This is a genomic window from Nocardiopsis sp. NPDC055879 (assembly GCF_053615935.1).
In genome coordinates, this window is the sequence record NZ_JBSHCT010000003.1 from 143,325 (window position 1) to 165,849 (window position 22,525).

A 22,525-nucleotide genomic window follows, 5' to 3' on the forward strand; every position below is an offset into this window, starting at 1 on the left:
CACGCGGCATCCTCCACTCCGCCCCCGGCATCGCCGGGGGCGCAGTCGTTCCACCGGTCCCTCGGGGCCTCGATAGGCTGGATCCCGTGCAGCACGACGACACCCCCACGACGCCCGCCCGCTCCTCCCTGGCCGACCGGGTCGGGGCCCTCGGCGCGCGCGTCCACCCCGGCACCTGGCCGATCGCCCTGGGCGTCCTCGGCCTGATCGGAGCGGCGATCCTGCACACCCTCGACCCCAACGACCCCGGCAACGGCTATCCCGGTTGCCCCTGGCTTGCGCTCACCGGCACCTTCTGCCCGGGCTGTGGCACCACCCGGGCCCTGGCCGCCCTCACCCACCTGGACGTGGTCGGCGCCGCGAGCATGAACCTTCTGCTCATGCTGTGCCTGCCCTACATCGCCTACGCCTACGTGACCTGGCTGACCCGTTCCCTGCGCTCTGCCCCCGGGCCCAGACGCGTCGTCGTGGTCAGACCCTGGCTCGCCTGGGCCATCCTGGGCGCCTTCGTCGCCTTCTGGGTGCTGCGCAACCTGCCCTGGTTCTCCTTCCTCGCGCCGGGCACCCCGCTCCTACCCACCTGGTGACCACGAATCCTCCGACCTGCAGGGGGCGGCGACCCCCACGCGGACCGGGATGGATACCATGACCACCACACGGTGTGACGGCGACGCGTCCCAAAGCCCGCCGAGCCGACCCGCGCCCCAGGAGCCGGATCGGTCACCGTGAACCGATACTTCACGAGGGAGCAAGAACTGGTGAGCGTGCTCGACGAGATCCTCGAGGGAGTACGCGCGGACCTGGCGCAGCGGCAGGAGGCCCTTCCGCTGGACCGCCTCAAGGCCAAGGCCGAGACGGTGCCCGTCCCCGCGGACGCCGAAGCCGCCCTGCGCCGCCCCGGCGTCCACGTGATCGCCGAGGTCAAGCGTGCCAGCCCCTCCAAGGGGCCGCTCGCGACCATCGACGACCCCGCCGACCTGGCCCGCGACTACGAGGCCGGTGGAGCCACGTGGATCAGCGTGCTCACCGAGAAGCGTCGCTTCAACGGCAGCCTTGAGGACCTCCAGAACGTCCGCGCCGCGGTCGACACCCCCTTGCTGCGCAAGGACTTCGTGGTCAGCTCCTACCAGCTGTGGGAGGCCCGCGTCTTCGGCGCCTCGGCCATCCTGCTCATCGTCGCCGCCCTACCCCAGGAAGCCCTGGTCTCCCTGGTCGAACGGGCCCGCTCCCTGGGCCTGACCCCCCTCGTCGAAGTCCACGACGAGGCGGAGGTCGCCCGCGCCCTCGACGCCGGCGCCACCGTCATCGGCGTCAACGCGCGCAACCTCAAGACCCTGGAGGTCGACCGGGACACCTTCGCCCGGTTGGCCCCGCTCATCCCCGCGGACCGCGTCAGAATCGCCGAGTCCGGGGTTCGAGGCCCGCATGACCTGCTGGCCTACGCCGGAGCCGGAGCCGGAGCGGTCCTGGTCGGAGAGAGCCTGGTGCGCGGACGCAATCCGCGCGAGGCCGTCGCCGACCTGGTCACCGCGGGAGCCCACCCCGCTCTGCGCGACCGGAACTGACAGGGAACCACGACCGATGGGAACGACGACCACGCACGCGGAGCGGCACACGCACACGCTCCCGCGCAGATGGCGATGGCTCTAGGGAGCCCGTGGACACACCTGTCCGCGGGTTCCCGCCGCCGCGTTGACCCCTGACCATCCCGCCGCCGGAGCCGGCGGCGCACACCGGTCGACGCGCGGCACCTCCGCGGCGCGGACGCCGGCGGGGGAACGCCGCGGTCGGCCTCCTTCCAGGAGAACTTCCCATGAGCCACGCTCTACCGGTGCCCGACGACGGCGGACACTACGGCCGTTTCGGTGGCCGTTTCGCGCCCGAGTCCCTCATCGCGGCCCTCGACGAGGTCGAGGCCCAGTGGGCCAAGGTCAAGGACGACGCCGACTTCCAGGCCGAACTCGACCACCTGCTCAAGTCCTACGCCGGACGACCCAGCCTGCTCACCGAGGCGCACAACTTCTCCGAGCACGCCGGCGGCGCCCGCGTCCTGCTCAAGCGCGAGGACCTCAACCACACCGGCTCGCACAAGATCAACAACGTGCTCGGCCAGGCCCTGCTCGCCAAGCGCATGGGCAAGACCCGCATCATCGCCGAGACCGGGGCCGGACAGCACGGCGTGGCCACCGCCACCGCCTGCGCCCTGCTGGGTCTGGACTGCCGCATCTACATGGGCGAACAGGACACCGAACGCCAGGCGCTCAACGTCGCCCGCATGAACATGCTCGGTGCCGAGGTCGTCCCCGTCACCATCGGCAGTCGCACCCTCAAGGACGCCATCAACGAGACGTTCCGCGACTGGGTCGCCAACGTCGACCACACGCACTACCTGTTCGGCACGGCCGCCGGCCCGCACCCCTTCCCGAAACTGGTGCGGGACCTGCACTTCGTCGTGGGCGCCGAGGCCCGTGAACAGGTCCTCGAACTCGTCGGGAGGCTGCCCGACGCCGTCGCCGCCTGCGTGGGCGGCGGATCCAACGCCATCGCGATCTTCGCCGCGTTCATCCCCGACGAGAGCGTCGCGCTGTACGGCTTCGAGGCCGGGGGAGAGGGCGCCGACACCGACCGGACCGCCGCCTCCATCACAGCGGGCAGCCCCGGCGTCTTCCACGGCGCCCGAACGTTCGTCCTGCAGGACGAGTACGGCCAGACCCTGCCCAGCCACTCCATCTCCGCCGGACTCGACTACCCGGCCGTGGGCCCCGAACACGCCCACCTGGCCGCGACCGGTCGCGCCAAGTACGAGCCGGTCACCGACGCCGAGGCCATGGAGGCCTTCCGGCTTCTGTGCCGCACCGAGGGCATCATCCCCGCCATCGAGAGCGCCCACGCCCTGGCCGGCGCGCTGCGCCTGGGCAAGGAACTGGGCCCCGACTCCGTCATCCTGGTGAACCTCTCCGGGCGCGGGGACAAGGACGTCAACACCGCCGCCGACTACTTCGGCCTCGTCGACTCGGAGGGACAGGCGTGATGCCGACCACCACACTGCAGAGCAAGCTGGCCCAGGCCCGAGAGGCCGACCGCGCCGCGCTCATCGGCTACCTGCCCGCCGGGTTCCCCGACGTGGAGTCCTCCATCCGGGTGGTCCAGGCCATGGTCGAGGGCGGCTGCGACGTCGTCGAGGTCGGTCTGCCCTACTCCGACCCCATGATGGACGGCCCCACCATCCAGCGCGCCGCCGGCCGGGCCCTGGACGCCGGCACCACCACCGACGACGTGTTCCGGGTCGTGGAGGCCACCGCGGCCACCGGCGCCGCCGCCCTGGTCATGTCCTACTGGAACCCGATCGAACGCTACGGCGTGGAGCGCTTCGCCACCGAACTGGCCAAGGTCGGGGGAGCCGGGGTCATCACCCCCGACCTCATCCCCGAGGAGGCCGACGAGTGGATCGCCGCCTCCGACAAGGCCGGGATCGACCGCGTCTTCCTGGTCGCGCCCTCCTCCTCGGACCGTCGTCTGGCGCTGACCACCGAGGCCTGCGGCGGCTTCGTGTACGCGGCGTCCCTCATGGGCGTCACCGGTACCCGCACCCAGGTCTCCGACACCGCCGAGGTCCTGGTCCGCCGCACCCGCGAGGTCACCCGTGATTCGGGACTGCCGATCTGCGTGGGACTGGGCATCTCCAACGGGGCCCAGGCAGCGGAGGTCGCCGCCTACGCGGACGGGGTCATCGTGGGTGCCGGGTTCTGCCAGCGGATCCTGGACGCACCCGACCTGGAGACCGGTCTGGTCGCCGTCCGCTCCTTCGCCGAGGAACTGGCCGAGGGCGTTCGGTCCCGTTAGGAAGGCCCTTCCGAGGTCATCCAGGGACCCGGGTCCCTTGTGATGGGCCGCACCGTCATGGTGCGGCCCATCTTTTCTCTCGCCCGGTCAAGGCCCGGGTTAAGAGGGTGAGAATCGGGTGAGAAGAGGCCCCGAAAGAACGTGAACCCGCCCCATGGCGGCGGATTCGATGGTGGGATGACGGGAGCCCCGAGTATCCGAGAGCGCCCTTCTGGCACCCGGATGCCACAGCCCTGTGTCACGCGTGAACTACAGACAGTAGGATCTGTTTCGACGTGAAGAGCGGCCGGACGCGGAACCCGCGCCAGGCTCGCGGTAGACCGACCCCCTCCCTTCCGAAGGCGCCAGATGACGGACACACTCGACGACACCCCGAAGGCACCCACGCGGTGGGAGAACATCCAGCCCTGGGTCAGCCTCGCCTGCCGCCTCGGCCTGGCCGCCGTCCTCATCACCGCCGCCGTCACCAAGTACCCACCGGCCCTGTCGATCCAGGCCGTGGAGGCCTACGACCTCTTCCCGACCGAGGTCGCCCGACTCATCGGCTACACCCTCCCGCTCTTCGAACTCGCGCTGGCGCTGCTGCTCCTGCTCGGCCTGGCCACCCGCTACGCCGGGGCGATCGGCGCGATCCTCATGGTCGCCTTCATCGCCGGGATCGTCTCCGCCATGGCCAGGGGCCTGTCCATCGACTGCGGCTGCTTCGGCGGTGGCGGCCAGGTCGACCCGGGGGAGACCACCTACGGGCTCTCCATCGCCCGCGACATCGCCTTCGGCGCCATGGGGGCCTTCATCGCGATCTGGCCCCGTTCACCCTTCGCCCTCGACCGCGTCCTCGGCCTGTACCGGTGACCCCGACGAGCACCGAGACGACGATCGACCACCCGAAAGTCAGAAACAGAGGAAAGCATGGGGAGTGAAGCGCGCAAGCGCTCCCGCGAGAAGCTCAAGGAACAGCGAGAGAAGGAGAAGCGGGCGGCCCGACGCAAGAAGAACCTCCTCGTCGTCGGTATCGCCGCCGCCGTGGTCCTGCTCATCGTGGGGATCGGCTACGCCGTCATGACCTCGGGCGAGGACGAGGGCTACGACGGCGAACTGGCCGCCCAGGTCCTCCAAGAGGACGGCAGCGTCGTCATGGCGAACGAGGGCGTCTCCGCGCCCGTCGTCGAGGTCTACGCCGACTACCAGTGCCCCGCCTGCCGCCAGTTCGAACTCCTCAACGGAGACCTCCTCAAGGAACGCGCCGCGAGCGGCGAGGCCATCGTCCACTTCCGGCCGGTCAGCATCTTCGCCCAACAGCCGACCCCCATCAGCAGCAACTCGCTGCGCGGTGGTGTGGCCGCTCGGGCCGCGGCCGACCACGGAGTCTTCGTCGAGTACAACGACCTGCTCTTCGAGAACCAGCCGGCCGAGGGCCGCGAGGGCTTCACCGTCGACGAACTCAAGGAATGGTTCCGCCAGACCGACGCCGACGAGGCCCAGGCGAGCGAGTTCGACGAACGCGTCGACGCCGAGGCCGAGGTCGTCACCGAGTTCACCGAGGAGTTCCTGCCGGCCCTGACCGCGGACGCCACCGAACAGATCGGTGAGGAGACCCTCGGAACCATGGTCCTGACCGACCTGCTCGCCTGGGGAGCCGACAACGGACACGACCCCGCCTTCCTCGACGGGACGTACACGGGCGAGATCATCGACGCCACCGGAACGGCTTACACTCGCTACAGCGGAGACAACATGTTCCGCGGCACCCCTGCCGTCTACATCAATGGCGAGTTGCTCGACAACAACTCCGCCATGACGGCACGCGGTCTCTCCGAGGCGATCGCCTCCGCCGGCGCGGGCGAAGTCGAGACCGAGCCGGCGGGCGACGGGGGTGACACGGAGTAGAACCCCTGAACAGACTCCCCGCACGCGGGGCGGATCCGAGAGCAGAGCAGTGACATTGTCGTCGACAGCTTCGGAGGGCGCGGCCGAGTACGGCCGCGCCCTCGCGGCCATTCCCAGCCCTCAGGTCAACTCGATCCCGATCGGGCCCCTGGAGATCCACTTCTACGCCCTGTGCATCCTCGCCGGTGTCATCGTCGCCGTCTTCTGGAGCGAGCGCCGCTGGAAGGCCATGGGCGGTGAGCCCGGCACCATCATGGACATGGCGGTCTGGGCGGTCGTCCTCGGGCTCATCGGTGGCCGTCTCTACCACGTGATCAGCGACGCGCAGCTGTACTTCGGTCCGGGCAAGGAACCCATCCGAGCCCTCTTCATCTGGGAGGGCGGGCTCGGTATCTGGGGAGCCGTTCCCCTCGGCGCGGTCGGTGTTTGGCTGGTCGCCCGCAAGCGCGGACTGTCGATGTCCAAGCTCTCCTTCGCCATCGCCCCCACCATCCCCCTCGCCCAGGCCATCGGCCGCTGGGGCAACTACTTCAACCAGGAGCTGTTCGGTCGCCCCACCGACCTGCCCTGGGCCGTGGAGATCAACCTCACCCCCGAGGGTTACCTGCGCGCCGGCATGGAACCCGGCGTGACCACCTACCACCCCACCTTCCTGTACGAATCCCTGTGGTGCCTGGGTCTGGCCGTCCTCCTGGCCTACCTGGGCCGACGCTTCGAGAGCTCCCTCCAGGGCGGGCGCCTGTTCGCCCTCTACGTCATGGGCTACTGCGCGGGCCGCTTCTGGATCGAGTACCTGCGCGTGGACCCGGCCAACGACTTCTTCGGTCTGCGCCTGAACAACTGGACCTCCATCGTCGTGTTCCTGGGCGCCCTGGCCTTCTTCGTGTGGGCCGGTACCCGTATCGACCGCTTCTCCACCGCCGTGGTTCCGCACGGCCAGGACGCGGGCACCCAGGTCTTCGGTGACACCGGCGCCAGGACCGAGGAGGAGGGCACCGTCTACAGCGCGGTCGACACCGAGGGATCTGCGTTCGACCAGGACAGTGGCGTGTCCAACGAAGCCGGTACGGAATACCACCCGAGCCCTGAGCGATCTAGTAGCGAGGGCTCGACGGAGGACGACGCCAAGGGCGCGGGAGACGACTCCGGGTCGAAGCCCGAGTAACGCGGGACGCCGAATTTCGGCGCCGCGGCCCGTGGCCGCAGGCGCCGCGGGCCATTTCCGCACCAGTCGAGCAGACCACGGGTTGATGATTTGAGAAAGACCGTGAGCAGAGCCGAGTCCGGTTTCGGACGCAAGAAGCGGCGCGGCGGTTCCCGTCGCGCCGCCGGCACCCACACCGAAGAGCACGCCGACTACGGGCGTGACGACGACGGGTACGACCAGGGTTACGACCCGGAGGAGGACTTCTCCGCCGAGTACGGACACACCCAGGACCGGTCGGGTGACCAGGACTCCTACGAGGAGTACGACTACGACGACGCCGACTACGACGACCGCGACGGGGACGACCCCCAGGCGGACGGAGCGGTGGGAGGTCGTCGGGGTGGACGACGCAGGAGCAAGGAGAAGCGCGGCGTGGGCCGCGTCTCCGCCTTCTCCGCGTCCGCGATCAAGAAGGTGTCGGTCCTGGGGGACCGGCCCAACCAGATCGTCTACACCCTGGCCGAACAGAGCAAGCGCAAGCGTGGCACCGCCGTGCTGGGCATGCTCCTGGGCGCCTTCGGTATCGCCCTGGTCGCACTCCTGGGGGTGCTGGCCTACCAGCTCGTCAGCGGGGGCGGCGGAACCAGCGGAGGCGACCAGAGCGTGGTCGCCCCACCCGATGGCCACAGCACCCTCACCCCGGAGCAGTACCGCTTCCAGGAGAACGACCCGGAGGTGTTCGGTCCCATCGACGAACGTCCCGCCGAGGCCGAGCCCATGACGGAGGAGGCGGTCTTCGGTTCCGTGGGCGAACTGGAACTCGGGGACATGCAGCTGGAGCTGCGCGACTCCGCCGTCACCGACTCCTGCACCTCCATGGTGTGGGGCGACGAGCTCGGACAGAGCCTGATCGACGGTGACTGCGTCAACGCGGCCTCCGGCGTCTACACCGACTCCGACAACGAGTACGTCGCCCAGGTGACGCTGTTCGACCTGGCCGACAGCGAGGCCGCCACCGACGCCGCGGCGGCCCTGGACCCGACCAACTCCGAGACCGACCTCGGCTTCCTGCTGAGCCAGACCGGCGGGGACATCGAAGGGTTGCAGGAGGGCTACAGCCAGGCCAGCACCCAGGTCATGGGCCACTACCTGGCCGTGTTCTGGACGGCCAAGGCCGACGGCTCCGAACCCGGAGACGACTCGGACCTGGCGACCCTGGACGTGGCCTCCATGAGCGCGTTCTCCTTCGTCTACGACGAGGTCGTCGCCTACCGGGGCGAGGAGGGCGAGTAGCGCGAGCCGAACCTCGGGCCTGTCCGGCCCTGTCGGACGTCCCGATAGGATCTCGGACAGATCGACCCGCCCGCCGGGGTCGTGTCCGAGGTGGAAGCTCCCTCCTCTCGTAACCCGAGCGCAAGCGGGCCGGTCACCACAGGTGACCGGCCCGAACCCACGGAAAGGTCCTTTGGGTGTCCTCTTCTGAACCCTCGACGCCTGGCAGGCCGGGCCGCCGGAGGAAGAACAACGAACCCGACGAACAGCAGACCCCCGCCCCCTCCCAGGAGGGTGGGCGTCGACGAAGCGGTGGACGACGCAAGAAGGAACCCCGACGCTTCGGTCGGACGCTGGTCATCCTCGTCGGGACGCTGGTCGTCGCCCTCATCGCCTTGGGCGTGGTCCTGTTCTTCCAGCTGTCGGGGGACGAGGGGAGCGACGCGGCCGCCCCGCAGACCCGCCCGGCCGACTACAAGGTCCGCGACGCCGGGAACATGAACGAGGTCCTGGCCTCCCGCGAGATCGACGGCCGTGTCCTCAACGAGGGTGAGCTGTTCGAACGCCGCAACGCCGAGATCTCCAGCCAGAGCATCGACTTCACCCTGGAGGAGTCGGAGCTGACCGACGACTGCTCCAGCGCGGTGTGGGGCGAGCAGGCCACCCAGGCCCTCGCCGACGCCGACTGCAGCCAGGCCGGACGCGCCGCCTACCTCTCCGACAACTACTTCGGTGTGGCCACCGTGTTCAACCTGGCCGACGTCGAGGGCAGCCGCGCGGTGGCCGAGGCCCTGAACCTGCCCGAACCCGAGGGAGGCGATCCCGAGGAGGAGGTCGTCGACCCCGGGTTCGTGCTGCCGCCCTCCGGCGCCGAGCCCTTCGATCGCCTCGGTTCGGGCTACAGCGCCGCCGACGCCATCGTCAGCGGCCACTACCTGGTCGTGGTCTGGGTCCAGCCCACCGACTCCGACTCGGTCGACGAACGCGTCACCCTGTCCACCCCGCTGGTGGCCCTGGCCAATTTCCGTGACCCGCTCTTCCGTCGCATGATCGAGTACGACGACGATGAGAGCACGGGAACCGAGGGCGCCGAAGGCACCGAGGAGACCGGCGGCGAGCCCGGAACGGAACCCGGTACCGAGCCAGGCACCGAAGAGGTCCCCGGCGAGGTCCCCGGTCAACAGGAGGGGCTGCCCGGCGAGGGTGAGGTCCCGGTGGCGCCCGGGGAGTAGGACCGGGGTCACACACCCACCGAACGTGCGGCGGGCCCACGGAGAGTCGTTCTCCGTGGGCCCGCCGTCCTACTCGGGAGCCGTCCTGCTCGGGAGGGGGACGTCAGCCGGCCCTGACCTCCTCCACCCTGGCCAACAGCTCGGAGGACAGGACCCGCAGATCCGAGAACCGGTGCTCGGGCAGGTCCAACAGGGTGTGCCCGGGCAACCACGCCGGGGCCGAGGCCACCGCCTGCCGGGCCGTGCGCTTGTTCACCGGCCGCCCGCCCCAGGCCGTCACCTCCATCAGACCGGTCCGCAGCGTCGTGGTGAGCGACCCGTGCGCACGCCCCTGGACATGGGCCAACAACCGGCCCGAACTCCCACCCGGTTCGGGGTCGCGCTCCAACCGGATCGCCGTCAGGTCCGAGGCACCGAACCCGCGCAGGAACCGCACCCGCATCCCCGGCTCCACCATCGACCGGAACGCCCCCTGCCCGGCCTCGTCGCGCACCCACTTGGACGACGACGGCACCAGGACGTAGGCGTTGTCCGCGGTCGTGGCCAACGCCACCCGCGCCGCGATCCGGTCCCAACCACCGGTCAGGTCGATCACCGCGCACGGGCCCACCGCGGTGGGGGAATCCATCCAGGTGGACAGACGTACCCGGACCTCCTTGCACACCTCGCGAGGCCAGTCGCCCACCAACGCCGGAGAGCTCCCGAGCTCCTCGTGACCCCGCCCGGCGCTGTCCTCGGTGACCCGATCCAGCACCGCTCGGGCCCGCTCCACGTCCGTTCCGCCCCGCGCCTCCTTGGCGTTGACGCCCTGGCTGTACACCCGGGCGCTTTCACCGGCGGGGGCGGGCAACGTCTTCGACAACGGCCGGAGCACGTACAGGTCGCTGGCGGCACCGATCGACTCCCCGCCCAGGTAACGATTGAAGTCCGGCAACACCGCCTCCATGAGCAGCCCCATCCGCACCAACCGCGTCTGGACGGCGGCCGCCAGCTTCGGGGTGGTCTCACTGGCCCCGTAGGCCACCAACACCCGGCCCTTGCGCGGGTCAGCCAACCCCTCCACGCCCCGGCGCACGAACAACTCCACGCCGTCCGGGGTGTAGGGCGGGTCGGTGAAGACCACGTCGGCGCGCTCGCGCAACCTCTCGGGCAGCCCCAACCGCAGGTCGGCGCTGTGCGTGTGGATGGTCACACCCAGGCGCTCGGCCACCGTGTCGATGTGCTCCAGGACCCGCTCGTCCAGGTCCACGACCCCCACCTTCGCCCCGGGCAGTACCAGCGCCAAGGCCAGCGACGTCAGGTCGTGGTCGCCCACGCACAACAGGGTGCGCCGGGTCAGGTCGAAACGGGTGGTCAGGAACAGGGCGCGGCGCAGGGCCGTCTCCGCCGTCGCCGCCACGTGGTCCAGGTTCAGGTCGGAGGCCGGTCCCTCGGCCACCGCCCGCACCAGCTCCGTGGCGGCCCGCGGGTGCTCGGGCAACATGTGCGCCACCGGGTCGGCGAGCATCGGCGCCGTCGCACCCTGGTAGTGGGAGGGACGCAGCAACCGGTAGCGGTCTCCGTCCCTGGCCACCTCGTCGGCCTCGTCGAGGACCCGCAGTAGCGAACGCACCACGGAGTGGGCGATGCCACCGGCCCGCACCAGGTCGTTGGTGCTCCACCAACGTCCGTCGGAGAGCAACGCCAGGATGAGGCGCGGGCGTGGGGCGTCGATCCCGTACTCGGTGAGGAACGTCTCCGCCACTTCGGGCAGAGGAGGGCCCGAACCGGCGCCGGGCGCCGCCAGACCGTCCAGGACCGGGGTACCCGGTGCACGTTCGGGGTCGATTGAGGTCCCGGAATCCGGGCCGGGGGAAGTCGGGTGTCCTGCCATTCGGCGATCCTCCCACGGTGTGCGGACCACACCGGTGACGCAGGTCAGGGTGGTTCGTCACCGATGAGGGAGATATCACTCCCTGGTCATGTTCATCCCCCCTTGGGAAACGCGTTAACAGCGACATAACCTGGGATCACGCCGGTGGGCGCCGCCCCGCCACGGTGAAAATCGGACCATGGTCCGGTCTTCACCGCGCCCGGGAAGGTTTAGCGGGGTTCGCGCGTGGAACAACGGGCAAGGCCGGCCGTCATCGGAAAAAGCGCGATCGCGCGGACCCGAGAGGGACACGAGCGGGAAACGCCGGACACACGACGATTCGCATCGTCACCGGGCCGGCGTGTATAAGAGAACCTGCCCGAAACCGGGCGACCCGAACACCACCGGCGTCACGAGGACGTGAACGCGACACGGCGGGTGCCCCGGGGCGCCCACAACGGCGGGCCACAACTCCATCACGTACGCAGCAGGGCCAATGTCGTCCCGAATGCGCTTTTCACAAAGCCGACTTCAAGACGACAGGAGGGTAGATGCCTGCTGGAAACGTGCGGCGTTCGTCCGTCCGAACGAACCCCGAAGCCACACCCCAGGGCCTGTACGACCCCGCCCACGAACACGACGCCTGTGGTGTCGGGTTCGTGGCCGACCTCACCGGCCGCCGCAGCCACGACATCGTGGACAAGGCGCTGACCGTCCTTCGCAACCTCGACCACCGAGGCGCCTCCGGGGCCGACCCCGACGACGGCGACGGCGCGGGCATCCTGACCCAGGTCCCCCACGAGCTCTACGCCGAGGTCTGCGACTTCGACCTTCCCGAGGCGGGCGCCTACGCCACCGGCATCGGTTTCCTCCCCGCCGACGCGGCCGCACGAGCCGCCGCCGTGGAGCGGATCGACGCCATCGTCGCCGAAGAGGGCCTCACCCTCCTCGGCTGGCGCGAGGTCCCCTTCGAGCCCCGCTACAGCGGTCCCGCCGCCCGCGAGGTCATGCCCTACTTCGGGCAACTGTTCATCACCGGCCGCGAGGGCGGCCCCACCGAGGGCCTGACCGGTATCGACCTGGAGCGCCACGCCTACTGCGTCCGCAAGCGCGCCGAACACGAGACCGACGTCTACTTCCCGAGCCTGTCCCCGCGCACCATCGCCTACAAGGGCATGCTCACCACGCCCCAACTGGAGCCGTTCTTCCCGGACCTGTCCGACCGGCGTTACACCTCCGGCCTGGCCCTGGTCCACTCCCGGTTCTCCACCAACACCTTCCCGTCCTGGCCGCTGGCCCACCCGTTCCGCTACGTCGCCCACAACGGTGAGATCAACACCGTCAAGGGCAACCGGAACATGATGCGCTCACGCGAGGCCAAGCTCGCCACCGACCTCATCCCCGGTGACCTGGACCGCGTCTTCCCCATCGTCGACCCCGACGACTCCGACACCGCGTCCTTCGACGACGCCCTGGAACTCATCCACCTCGGCGGCCGCTCCCTGCCGCACGCCGTCCTGATGATGATCCCGGAGCCCTGGGAGAACCACACCGAGATGGACCCGGCCGTCCGGGCCTTCTACGAGTACCACTCGACCCTCATGGAGCCCTGGGACGGACCGGCCTCGGTGTCCTTCACCGACGGCACCCTCGTCGGCTCCGTACTGGACCGCAACGGTCTGCGCCCCGGGCGCTACTGGGTCACCGAGGACGGCCTCGTCGTCCTGGCCTCCGAAGCCGGCGTCCTGGACATCGACCCCGCCACCGTCGTGCGCAAGGGCCGCCTACAGCCGGGCCGTATCTTCGTGGTCGACACCGCCCAAGGGCGCATCATCGAGGACGAGGAGATCAAGGCCGACCTCGCCGCCGAACACCCCTACCAGGAGTGGATCGACGCCGGAGTCCTGCGCCTGAACGACCTCCCCGCAGCCGAACCCACCCCGGTCACCGAACCGGACCTCGCCCAGAGGGTGTTCGGCTACACCGAGGAGGAACTGCGGATCATCCTCACCCCGATGGCCCGCACCGGCGCCGAACCCATCGGCTCCATGGGCACCGACACCCCGGTGGCGGCCCTGTCCGACCGCCCGCGCCAACTCTTCGACTACTTCTCACAGAACTTCGCGCAGGTCACCAACCCGCCACTGGACGCCATCCGCGAGGAGATGGTCACCAGCCTGTCCACGCTCCTGGGCGCCGAACACAACATCCTGGGCGCCGGCCCCGGCGACAACCGGCGCCTCGTCCTGCCCACCCCGGTCGTCGACGAAGCCGAACTGGCCGCCATCGTCGCCGCGGGACAGACCGACCCCGCGCTGAAGACCTTCACCGTCGACGGCACCTACCCCGTCGACGGCGGCGGTGACGCCCTCTCCGCCCGCCTGGCCGAGATCGAAACCGAGGTCTCCGCGGCCATCGCCGACGGCGCCCACATCCTGGTCCTCAGCGACCGCCGCGCCGACGCCACCCGCGCACCCATCCCGTCACTGCTGCTGACCGGGTCCGTCCACCACCACCTGATCCGCGAGAAGACCCGTACCGAGGTCGGACTCGTCATCGAGGCCGGCGACGTCCGCGAATGCCACCACGTCGCCCTCCTGCTGGGCTACGGCGCCTCCGCGGTCAACCCGTACCTGGCCCTGGAGACCGTCCGCGACCTGGTCCGGCGCGGCACCCTCGCCGACGTCGACGCCGACACCGCCGTGCGCAACACCCTCAAGGCCTACGCCAAGGGTGTCCTCAAGGTCATGTCCAAGATCGGTGTCTCCACCGTCAGCTCCTACACCGGCGCCCAGATCTTCGAGGCCCTGGGCCTGGGCCAGGAGGTCATCGACCGCTGCTTCACCGGCACCACCTCCCGTCTGGGCGGCGTCGGATTCGACGTCCTCGCCGAAGAGGTCGCCATCCGTCACCGCCGCGCCCACACCGCCAACCCCAACGCCCACCGGCGCCTGGAGGTGGGCGGTGAGTACCAGTGGCGCCGCGAGGGCGAACCCCACCTGTTCAACCCCGAGACGGTCTTCAAGCTCCAGCACTCCACCCGGAGCCGCAAGTACGAGATCTTCAAGGAGTACACGAACAGGATCGACGACCAGGCCGAGAAGCTCATGACCCTGCGTGGGCTCTTCCGACTCAAGGAAGGCGTGCGCGAACCCATCTCCATCGACGAGGTCGAACCCGTCTCGGAGATCGTCAAGCGCTTCTCCACCGGAGCCATGTCCTACGGCTCCATCTCCGCGGAGGCACACCAGACCCTCGCCATCGCGATGAACCGCCTCGGTGGCAAGTCCAACACCGGAGAGGGCGGCGAGGACCCCGACCGCTTCACCCGCGACCCCAACGGGGACCTGCGACGCAGCGCCATCAAGCAGGTCGCCTCCGGTCGCTTCGGCGTCACCTCGCACTACCTCAGCAACGCCGACGACATCCAGATCAAGATGGCCCAGGGCGCCAAGCCCGGCGAGGGCGGACAACTGCCCGGCCACAAGGTCTACCCGTGGGTGGCCGACACCAGGCACTCCACCCCCGGCGTCGGCCTCATCTCGCCGCCGCCCCACCACGACATCTACTCCATCGAGGACCTCGCCCAGCTCATCCACGACCTCAAGAACGCGAACCCGTCCGCACGGGTCCACGTCAAACTGGTCTCCGAAGCGGGAGTGGGCACCGTCGCCACCGGCGTGTCCAAGGCGCACGCCGACGTCGTCCTCATCTCCGGCCACGACGGAGGAACCGGCGCCTCGCCGCTGACCTCCCTCAAGCACGCCGGTACCCCCTGGGAGCTCGGCCTCGCCGAAACCCAGCAGACCCTGCTGCTCAACGGACTGCGCGACCGCATCGTCGTCCAGGCCGACGGCCAGATGAAGACCGGCCGCGACGTCGTCATCGCCGCCCTGCTCGGCGCCGAGGAGTACGGCTTCGCCACCGCACCCCTGGTCGTCTCCGGCTGCGTCATGATGCGCGTGTGCCACCTCGACACCTGCCCGGTCGGCGTCGCCACCCAGAACCCGCTCCTGCGGGAACGGTTCTCCGGCAAGGCCGAGTACGTGGTGAACTTCTTCGAGTTCATCGCCCAAGAGGTCCGCGAATACCTCGCCCGGCTCGGCTTCCGCAGCCTCGACGAGGCCATCGGCTCCGTCGACCTGCTCGACACCGCCGACGCCGTCGACCACTGGAAGGCACAAGGCCTGGACCTGTCGCCCATCCTGCACGAGGTCGAACCCATCGCCGGCGACCACCGCTCCCGGCGGCGCGACCAGGACCACGGCCTGGAAAAGGCCCTGGACAACACCCTCGTCCAACTCAGCGAGGGCGCCCTGGACTTCGGCCGGCCCGTCGCGCTCCAACTGCCGGTCCGCAACGTCAACCGCACCGTCGGCACCATGCTCGGCCACGAGGTCACCAAGCGCTACGGGGCCGAGGGCCTGCCCACCGACACCATCGACGTCACCTTCACCGGATCCGCCGGACAGTCCTTCGGTGCCTTCATCCCCAAGGGCGTGACCCTGCGCCTCCAAGGCGACGCCAACGACTACGTCGGCAAGGGTCTCTCCGGCGGACGCGTCATCGTCCGCCCCGACGAGAACTCACGCCTGGTGGCCGAGGACCACATCATCGCCGGCAACGTCATCGCCTACGGCGCCACCTCCGGCGAGATCCACCTGCGCGGCATCGTCGGCGAACGCTTCTGCGTCCGCAACTCCGGAGCCACCGCCGTCGTCGAGGGCGTCGGCGACCACGGCTGCGAGTACATGACCGGCGGTCGCGCCGTCGTCCTGGGCCGCACCGGCCGCAACTTCGCCGCCGGCATGTCCGGAGGCGTCGCCTACGTCCTCGACCTGGACCCCGAACGCGTCAACGGAGAAATGGTCGAGATCGAGGAACTCACCGACGACGACCGCGACTTCCTCACCGGAGTCCTCGCCCGACACCACGCCGAGACCGGATCCACCGTCGCCGAACGCCTCCTGGTCGCCGGACACCAGGGCCTGGACCGCATCGCCAAGGTCATGCCGCGCGACTACAAGCGAGTCCTGCTCGCCAAGGCCGAGGCCGAACGCGAAGGACGCGACGTCGACGAGGCCGTCATGGCCTCCGCGCAGTCCTGAAAACCCGGTCCACGAAAGGAGGAAGAACCATGGCAGACCCCAAGGGTTTCCTGAAGATCACCGAGCGAGAGCTCCCCGCGCACCGGCCCGTCGACGTGCGCATCCAGGACTGGCGCGAGGTCCACGAGGACTTCGACCGAGGAACCGTCACCAAGCAGGCCTCACGCTGCATGGACTGCGGCATCCCCTTCTGCCACAACGGATGCCCGCTCGGAAACCTCATCCCCGAGTGGAACAACCTCGTCCACACCCACGACTGGGCCGAGGCGATCGAACGACTCCACGCCACCAACAACTTCCCCGAGTTCACCGGCCGCCTCTGCCCCGCACCCTGTGAATCGGCCTGCGTGCTCGGTATCGACCAGCCCGCCGTCACCATCAAGAACGTCGAGGTCTCCATCATCGACCGTGCGTGGGAGGAAGGCTGGGTCAAGCCCCTGCCGCCCACCCACCGCACCGGCAAGAAGGTCGCCATCGTCGGCTCCGGCCCCGCTGGCCTGGCCGCCGCACAGCAACTCACCCGCGCCGGACACGACGTCACCGTCTACGAACGGGCCGACCGCATCGGCGGCCTGCTCCGCTACGGCATCCCCGAGTTCAAGATGGAGAAGCGGCACATCGACCGCCGCATCGCCCAGATGACCGCCGAAGGCACCACCTTCCGCACCGGCGTGAACATCGGCGTCGACCTCACCGTCGAACGACTCAAGAGCGACAACGACGCCGTCGTCCTCACCGGCGGCGCCACCCGGTGGCGCGACCTGCCCGCCACCGGCCGCGAACTCGACGGTATCCACCAGGCCATGGAGTACCTGCCCCTGGCCAACAAGGTGCAGGAGGGCGACCTCGACCGCGCACCCATCCACGCCCAGGGCAAACACGTCATCGTCATCGGCGGCGGTGACACCGGCGCGGACTGCGTCGGCACCGCACACCGCCAGGGCGCCGCGTCGGTCACCCAGCTGGAGATCATGCCCAAGCCCCCGACCACGCGCCCCGACCACCAGCCCTGGCCCACCATGCCCATGCTGTACAAGGTCACCAGCGCGCACGAAGAGGGCGGCAAGCGGATCTACTCCGTCAACACCCTGGAGTTCCTCGGCGACGAGAACGGGCACGTCCGCGCCCTGAGACTCGTCGACGTCGAACGCGGCCCGAACGGCTTCGAACCCGTCGAGGGCACCGAACGCGAGATCCCCGCGGACCTGGTCACCCTCGCCATGGGCTTCGTCGGCCCCGAGACCAAGGGCATGATCGAGGACCTGGGGGTCGAACTCGACGGCCGCGGCAACGTCGTCCGCGACAGCGACTACAGGACCACCGTCGACGGCGTCTTCTGCGCCGGCGACATGGGCCGTGGACAATCCCTCATCGTGTGGGCCATCGCCGAGGGCCGCTCCGCAGCCGCCGCCGTGGACCACCACCTCACCGAGGACGGGACCCTGCCGGTCGCCATCGCGCCCACCGAGCGCCCGCTCGTCTGACCGAGAGGCCCCAGAATCCGCCCGGGCGCGGGGGCTACCCCTCGCGCCCGGCACGTCTCTAGGCTCAAGGACATGATCTACCGACTGATCGGTGAAGGCGCGATGGCCCTGCACATGGCCTTCCTCGTCTACGTCGCCGTCGGCGGATTCCTCGCCTGGAAGTGGCCACGCGCCTTCTGGCCCCACCTGGCCTGCGCCCTCTACGGTCTCGGCATCACCTTCATCGGATGGGACTGTCCCCTGACCCACGTCGAGAACTGGGGACGAGAACGAGCCGGGCAGGAGGGCCTCTCGGACACGGGGTTCGTCGACCACTACCTCACCGGGGTCGTCTATCCCGCCGAACACCTGACCGGCATCCGACTCCTCACCGCCCTCATCGTCGCGGTCTCCTGGGCCGGGCTCCTCGTCATCCACCTACGTCGTCGACGAAGACCATCCTCGGACACGGCGTAAAGATCGCGAATGGATCCCGCGCACGTCCTTCACCCGCAGGTCACACGGGTCTACGGTCGAGACATGACCGTTATGACCTGGGACTCGTACCGCGCAGCCGACCACTTCATCATGCGCAGCGCCCGGCTCATCGACCGGCACCGCTTCGCCTTCCACTTCCAGTCAGCGTCCGCACAACCCGTATACGCGTCACTGGCCGCCCACCGAAACCTCGACGGCGGCTACGGCAACAGCCTCGACCCCGACCTTCGGGGGCACGGCAGCCAACCCGTCGCCACCGAGACCGCCCTGCGCTACCTCGACGAACTCGGAGCCATCCCCGAGGACGTCGGACAGGGCATCTGCCTCTTCCTCGCCGGCAACGCCAACGACGACGGCGGAGTACCCGCCGTGCTGCCCACCGTCCGCCACACCGAAGCCGCGCCCTGGTACCGGGAGACCCGCGACTTCTCCAGCCGCCTCGACGTCACCGCGATGATCATCGGGCTGCTCCACAAGAACAACGTCGCCCACCCGTGGCGTGACCGGGCCACGGCCTACTGCTGGAAGACCATCAACGGGCTCCACTGGACCGACCCGCACGAGGCCATCGGCATCTGCACCTTCCTGCAGTACGTGCCCGACCGGCCCCGAGCCGTGGCCACCATGAACCACCTGGCCACCATGATCCGCGCCGTCATCGACGTCCGACCGAGGGCCACCGGCCACGTGCACACGCCACTCGACCTGGCCTGCCACCCCGCCCACATCGCCCGACCGCTCTTCACCGACGCCGAGATCACCCGCAACCTCGAAGCCTTCGAGGAGGAGCAACGCCCCGACGGTGGTTGGGACGCCTGCTGGGAGCACTGGGACACCACCGCCACCCTCGAACGCCAAGGCATGCGCACCATCCAACGCATGCGCATCCTGCGCGCCTACGGTCGCCTGGTACCCGACCTGCCCCGCCCACGCCGGTCCCTCTGACGGCCCGCGCACCTGGCGCCCCGTACCGCACGCGGGGCGCCACACGATGACGTGGCCTCACCCCAACGCCAGGACCCGCACCCCCGCGCCCGACCCGCGCTGAAGCGCCGTCGACCCGGGTCCGGTTCACCTCCGGCGAGAAACGCACTCGCGGCGAGTAATACCCGGCCGCCGGCACCAGAGCGGCGGCCGGATCCGCCGTGCCCCCGTCCAGGGCCACCGATACCTGGTGCAACGAGCCCACCGTGTGCACCGACAACGCCGTCACGTCCCACGGCACGCACCGTGTCGCCTTCACCACATCCGACTCCGACAATCCCAGCAGCACCTCCTCCAAGGCCGCCACCTCGTCCACCAGAGCCGCCATCACCACGCCACGCCCGAACAACCACGCCCACCCTTCACCGACGGCGAAACGCCCACACGACAACGACCCGGAGAAACCCGCGCCGGCCCACCGACCCCACCCTCGACCACCCGATCACCCCACGAAAACGGTCACCGAGGGTGACCGAATTCGCTCCCACTCCACCTCGCATACGTCCGTTCGCAACCTGGTTTAGACCACTCCATCCCCCAGACGCTCTAAAGTGATACATGTGACACGTCGAGCAAAGATCGTTGCGACCCTTGGCCCCGCCACCTCGAGCCCGGAGACCCTCCGGCAACTCGTGGATGCGGGCTTGGACGTCGCCCGCCTCAATCTCAGCCACGGAACCCATGACGACCACTACGCGAGCCTGACCAACCTCCGGCAGGCCGCACAGGACGCCAACCGCGCGGTCGGCGTCCTCGCCGACCTCCAAGGGCCCAAGATCCGCGTCGGAACCTTCCCCGACGGGCCCATCGAACTCGAAGCCGGTGACGAGTTCACCGTCACCATCGAGGACGTCCCCGGCGACCGGAACAGGGTCTCCACCACCTACAAGGGACTCCCCGGCGACGTTCGCCCCGGCGACCGCGTCCTCATCGACGACGGCCGCGTCGTGCTGGAATGCACCAAGACCACCAGCACCGACGTACAGACCCGCGTCATCTTCGGCGGCACCGTCTCCAACCACAAGGGACTCAACCTCCCCGGAGTCTCCGTCAGCGTCCCCGCCCTCACCCAGAAGGACGAGGACGACCTGCGCTGGGCCCTGCGACACAACGTCGACATGGTCGCCCTCTCCTTCGTCCGCAGCCCCGCGGACGCCGAGGAGTGCCACCGCATCATGGACGAAGAGGGCCTCACCGTCCCCCTCATCGCCAAGATCGAGAAGCCACAGGCGGTCGAGCGCCTCCAGGACATCATCGAGGTCTTCGACGGAGTCATGGTCGCCCGCGGCGACCTCGGCGTCGAACTGCCCCTTGAGAACGTCCCCATGGTGCAAAAGCGCGCCGTGGAACGCTGTCGCGACAAGGCCAAGCCGGTCATCGTCGCCACACAGATGCTCGAATCCATGATCAGCGCGCCCCGGCCCACCCGCGCCGAGGCCTCCGACGTCGCCAACGCCGTCCTCGACGGGGCCGACGCCGTCATGCTCTCCGGTGAGACCAGCGTCGGCCAGTACCCCATCGAGACCGTCGAGACCATGGCGCGCATCGTGGGGGCGGCCGAGCAGGAGTCCCTGCGCGCCTCGCACATCCTCAACCGGGTGCCCGAGACCACGGGTGGCGCCATCGCCCGTGCCGCCGCCGAGATCGGCGCGACCGTCGGCGCCAAGGCCCTGGTCGCCTTCACCATGTCCGGTGAGACCGCCCGGCGCCTGGCCCGCTACCGCTCGCCCATCCCGCTGCTGGCCTTCACCACCGAGGAGAGCACACGCGGCCACCTCTCCCTCACCTGGGGAGTCGAGAGCAACCTGGTGCCCTGGGTCGACAACACCGACGACATGGTCCGCCAGGTCGAGAGCGAGCTCCTGGGACTCGGCGACTACCACAAGGGCGACAAGGTCGTCATCGTCGCCGGTAGCCCGCCCGGAACCACCGGTTCCACCAACTTCCTGCGCGTGCACCGAATCGGTGACGCCGTCGCCTTGAACAACAACTGACGCGGGGCGCCCACGGCGCCCGCACCCACGGGCCGCATCAGGTCCGGCCCGGAGCCCGGCGGAATGAGTCACGCCGGAGCGTTCCGGGCCGACCGGTGCGGCGGGGGAGTGGACGGGCCGGCCTCGGCTCAGTCCTGGTTCGAGGAAGCGCCTTCGAACGGAACCCGCTCCAACGGCATGTCCCACGGCAACAGGTTCCACGGGCTGCCCGAGTCGTCGTCCAACAGACCCAGCGCCACCCACAGCCGGTCCTCGTCCCCGTGGTCGCCGCCCACGCCCTTGTCGGGCCACAGCAGATAGCCCGCGTGGAAGGCCGACGACAGCTGTCCCCACGACGAGTACCGCCGCTGTAGGTCCGAGGCCACCCGCCGCAGGAGGGTCTGCGTCTCCACCGGGCTCAACCAGTCCAGCGACGCCCCACCGCACACCAGTCGGATGACGTGCACCGACTTCCACCACTGGTAGGCGCCGATCATCACCGTCTCGTCGCCCTCGGCGACCCCGGTGACCGACCGCAACCGCGTCACCTGTTCGTCGGACAACCGCACCATCGCGCCGGTGTCCTCACCGCCGTCGGGCAGGCGCGAACGCGCGATCCCCGACCGCAGGTCCACCGCCAGGTCCAGACTCGGGCCGGAGTGCAGCTCCTCCAGCAGACGCTCGACCGCGGCCAACAAGGACTCGCGGTCCACCACCGACCACTGCTGCTCCAGCATCCTTCGGTAGCGGCGTCGCAGACTGGGCCGGGCCACCACGTCCCAGGGTTCGGCCAACGCGACCCGGAACGGGGCCGCGACCGCCGCGGCCCATCGTTCGGTGCTCAACGGGGCGTCAGGCGACTTGGTCCGGATCGTCGGTTGTTCACGCGAGCCCACCACCAATTCGGCGAAGGAACCGGTGGCCAGCGCGAGCGTCGGCACGAACGACCAGCCGGGAAGATCCAGGGCCACCAGCACGACCGCGAGCAACGCCACCGGAGTCCACAGCCACGGCTGGCGACGGCGGGATCCCCAGGCCACCACGACCCAGGCCCCGATCACCAGCGCGCCGATCACCCCGGCCAACGCGGTCAACACCCGATGCCCCTCTCCTCGCGCCAAGCCCGTTCGGGCAGGGCTACACGACATCAAGGATCAGGGACGGCGGAGCTCCACCGCGACCGAACCCACGGGTTGTGCTCAGGTTGTGGCCGTGATGTGACCGGTTCAGCGTGCCTGTGCCCCCAGAAAGTGACAAAAGACCTAT

16 protein-coding genes are annotated in these 22,525 nt (G+C 69.6%); 14 read left to right on the plus strand and 2 right to left on the minus strand.

Annotated features, from left to right (window positions below; all coding sequences use genetic code 11):
• The first annotated feature begins 86 nt into the window (after positions 1-86).
• The 9 genes from ACWGKS_RS04665 to ACWGKS_RS04705 all read left to right on the plus strand — a co-directional run bounded on the left by ACWGKS_RS04665 (position 87) and on the right by ACWGKS_RS04705 (position 9,381).
• The gene (locus ACWGKS_RS04665) at positions 87-587 is read left to right on the plus strand and encodes a DUF2752 domain-containing protein (protein WP_358510764.1); all 501 of its coding nucleotides are present in this window, start codon (positions 87-89) and stop codon (positions 585-587) included.
• Between the two features lie 171 nt (positions 588-758).
• Positions 759-1,565: an indole-3-glycerol phosphate synthase TrpC gene (trpC, locus tag ACWGKS_RS04670; protein WP_358510761.1), complete on the plus strand. Its 807-nt coding sequence runs from the start codon at positions 759-761 to the stop codon at positions 1,563-1,565.
• A gap of 248 nt (positions 1,566-1,813) precedes the next feature.
• Positions 1,814-3,031: a tryptophan synthase subunit beta gene (gene trpB / locus ACWGKS_RS04675; protein WP_452521732.1), complete on the plus strand. Its 1,218-nt coding sequence runs from the start codon at positions 1,814-1,816 to the stop codon at positions 3,029-3,031.
• Positions 3,031-3,843, plus strand: coding sequence for a tryptophan synthase subunit alpha (gene trpA, locus ACWGKS_RS04680; protein ID WP_452456851.1), 813 nt, complete (start codon positions 3,031-3,033; stop codon positions 3,841-3,843). Before trpB ends, trpA begins: the two co-directional genes overlap by 1 nt.
• A 348-nt stretch (positions 3,844-4,191) precedes the next feature.
• On the plus strand, positions 4,192-4,695 hold the full coding sequence (locus ACWGKS_RS04685) for a MauE/DoxX family redox-associated membrane protein (RefSeq protein ID WP_358510752.1): 504 nt from the start codon (positions 4,192-4,194) through the stop codon (positions 4,693-4,695).
• 57 nt (positions 4,696-4,752) lie between these two features.
• Complete coding sequence (locus ACWGKS_RS04690) at positions 4,753-5,730, plus strand: DsbA family protein (protein WP_358510749.1); 978 nt, start codon at positions 4,753-4,755, stop codon at positions 5,728-5,730.
• A 55-nt stretch (positions 5,731-5,785) separates the two neighbouring features.
• The gene (lgt, locus tag ACWGKS_RS04695) at positions 5,786-6,895 is read left to right on the plus strand and encodes a prolipoprotein diacylglyceryl transferase (protein WP_452521735.1); all 1,110 of its coding nucleotides are present in this window, start codon (positions 5,786-5,788) and stop codon (positions 6,893-6,895) included.
• 102 nt (positions 6,896-6,997) lie between these two features.
• Entirely contained in the window at positions 6,998-8,170 is a 1,173-nt protein-coding gene (locus ACWGKS_RS04700; RefSeq protein WP_452456855.1) for a hypothetical protein, read from the plus strand.
• 176 nt (positions 8,171-8,346) lie between these two features.
• Positions 8,347-9,381: a hypothetical protein gene (locus ACWGKS_RS04705; protein ID WP_452456856.1), complete on the plus strand. Its 1,035-nt coding sequence runs from the start codon at positions 8,347-8,349 to the stop codon at positions 9,379-9,381.
• Between the two features lie 103 nt (positions 9,382-9,484).
• On the opposite strand, the gene ACWGKS_RS04710 is transcribed toward ACWGKS_RS04705, so the two are convergent.
• The gene (locus tag ACWGKS_RS04710; protein ID WP_452521738.1) at positions 9,485-11,254 is read right to left on the minus strand and encodes a bis-aminopropyl spermidine synthase family protein; all 1,770 of its coding nucleotides are present in this window, start codon (positions 11,252-11,254) and stop codon (positions 9,485-9,487) included.
• A 530-nt stretch (positions 11,255-11,784) separates the two neighbouring features.
• Here ACWGKS_RS04710 and gltB point away from each other — a divergent pair.
• The 5 genes from gltB to pyk all read left to right on the plus strand — a co-directional run bounded on the left by gltB (position 11,785) and on the right by pyk (position 21,280).
• Complete coding sequence (gene gltB / locus ACWGKS_RS04715; protein ID WP_358510735.1) at positions 11,785-16,341, plus strand: glutamate synthase large subunit; 4,557 nt, start codon at positions 11,785-11,787, stop codon at positions 16,339-16,341.
• A 29-nt stretch (positions 16,342-16,370) separates the two neighbouring features.
• A complete protein-coding gene (locus tag ACWGKS_RS04720; protein WP_358510732.1) occupies positions 16,371-17,825 on the plus strand; it encodes a glutamate synthase subunit beta in 1,455 nt (484 codons plus the stop codon).
• 72 nt (positions 17,826-17,897) lie between these two features.
• Positions 17,898-18,281, plus strand: a complete 384-nt coding sequence (locus ACWGKS_RS04725; protein ID WP_358510729.1) for a DUF2784 domain-containing protein — start codon at positions 17,898-17,900, stop codon at positions 18,279-18,281.
• 72 nt (positions 18,282-18,353) lie between these two features.
• The gene (locus tag ACWGKS_RS04730; protein ID WP_358510830.1) at positions 18,354-19,247 is read left to right on the plus strand and encodes a prenyltransferase; all 894 of its coding nucleotides are present in this window, start codon (positions 18,354-18,356) and stop codon (positions 19,245-19,247) included.
• A gap of 599 nt (positions 19,248-19,846) precedes the next feature.
• Complete coding sequence (gene pyk, locus ACWGKS_RS04735) at positions 19,847-21,280, plus strand: pyruvate kinase (RefSeq protein ID WP_358510726.1); 1,434 nt, start codon at positions 19,847-19,849, stop codon at positions 21,278-21,280.
• Between the two features lie 128 nt (positions 21,281-21,408).
• On the opposite strand, the gene ACWGKS_RS04740 is transcribed toward pyk, so the two are convergent.
• The gene (locus ACWGKS_RS04740) at positions 21,409-22,356 is read right to left on the minus strand and encodes a DUF1266 domain-containing protein (protein WP_358510723.1); all 948 of its coding nucleotides are present in this window, start codon (positions 22,354-22,356) and stop codon (positions 21,409-21,411) included.
• Positions 22,357-22,525: the final 169 nt, after the last annotated feature.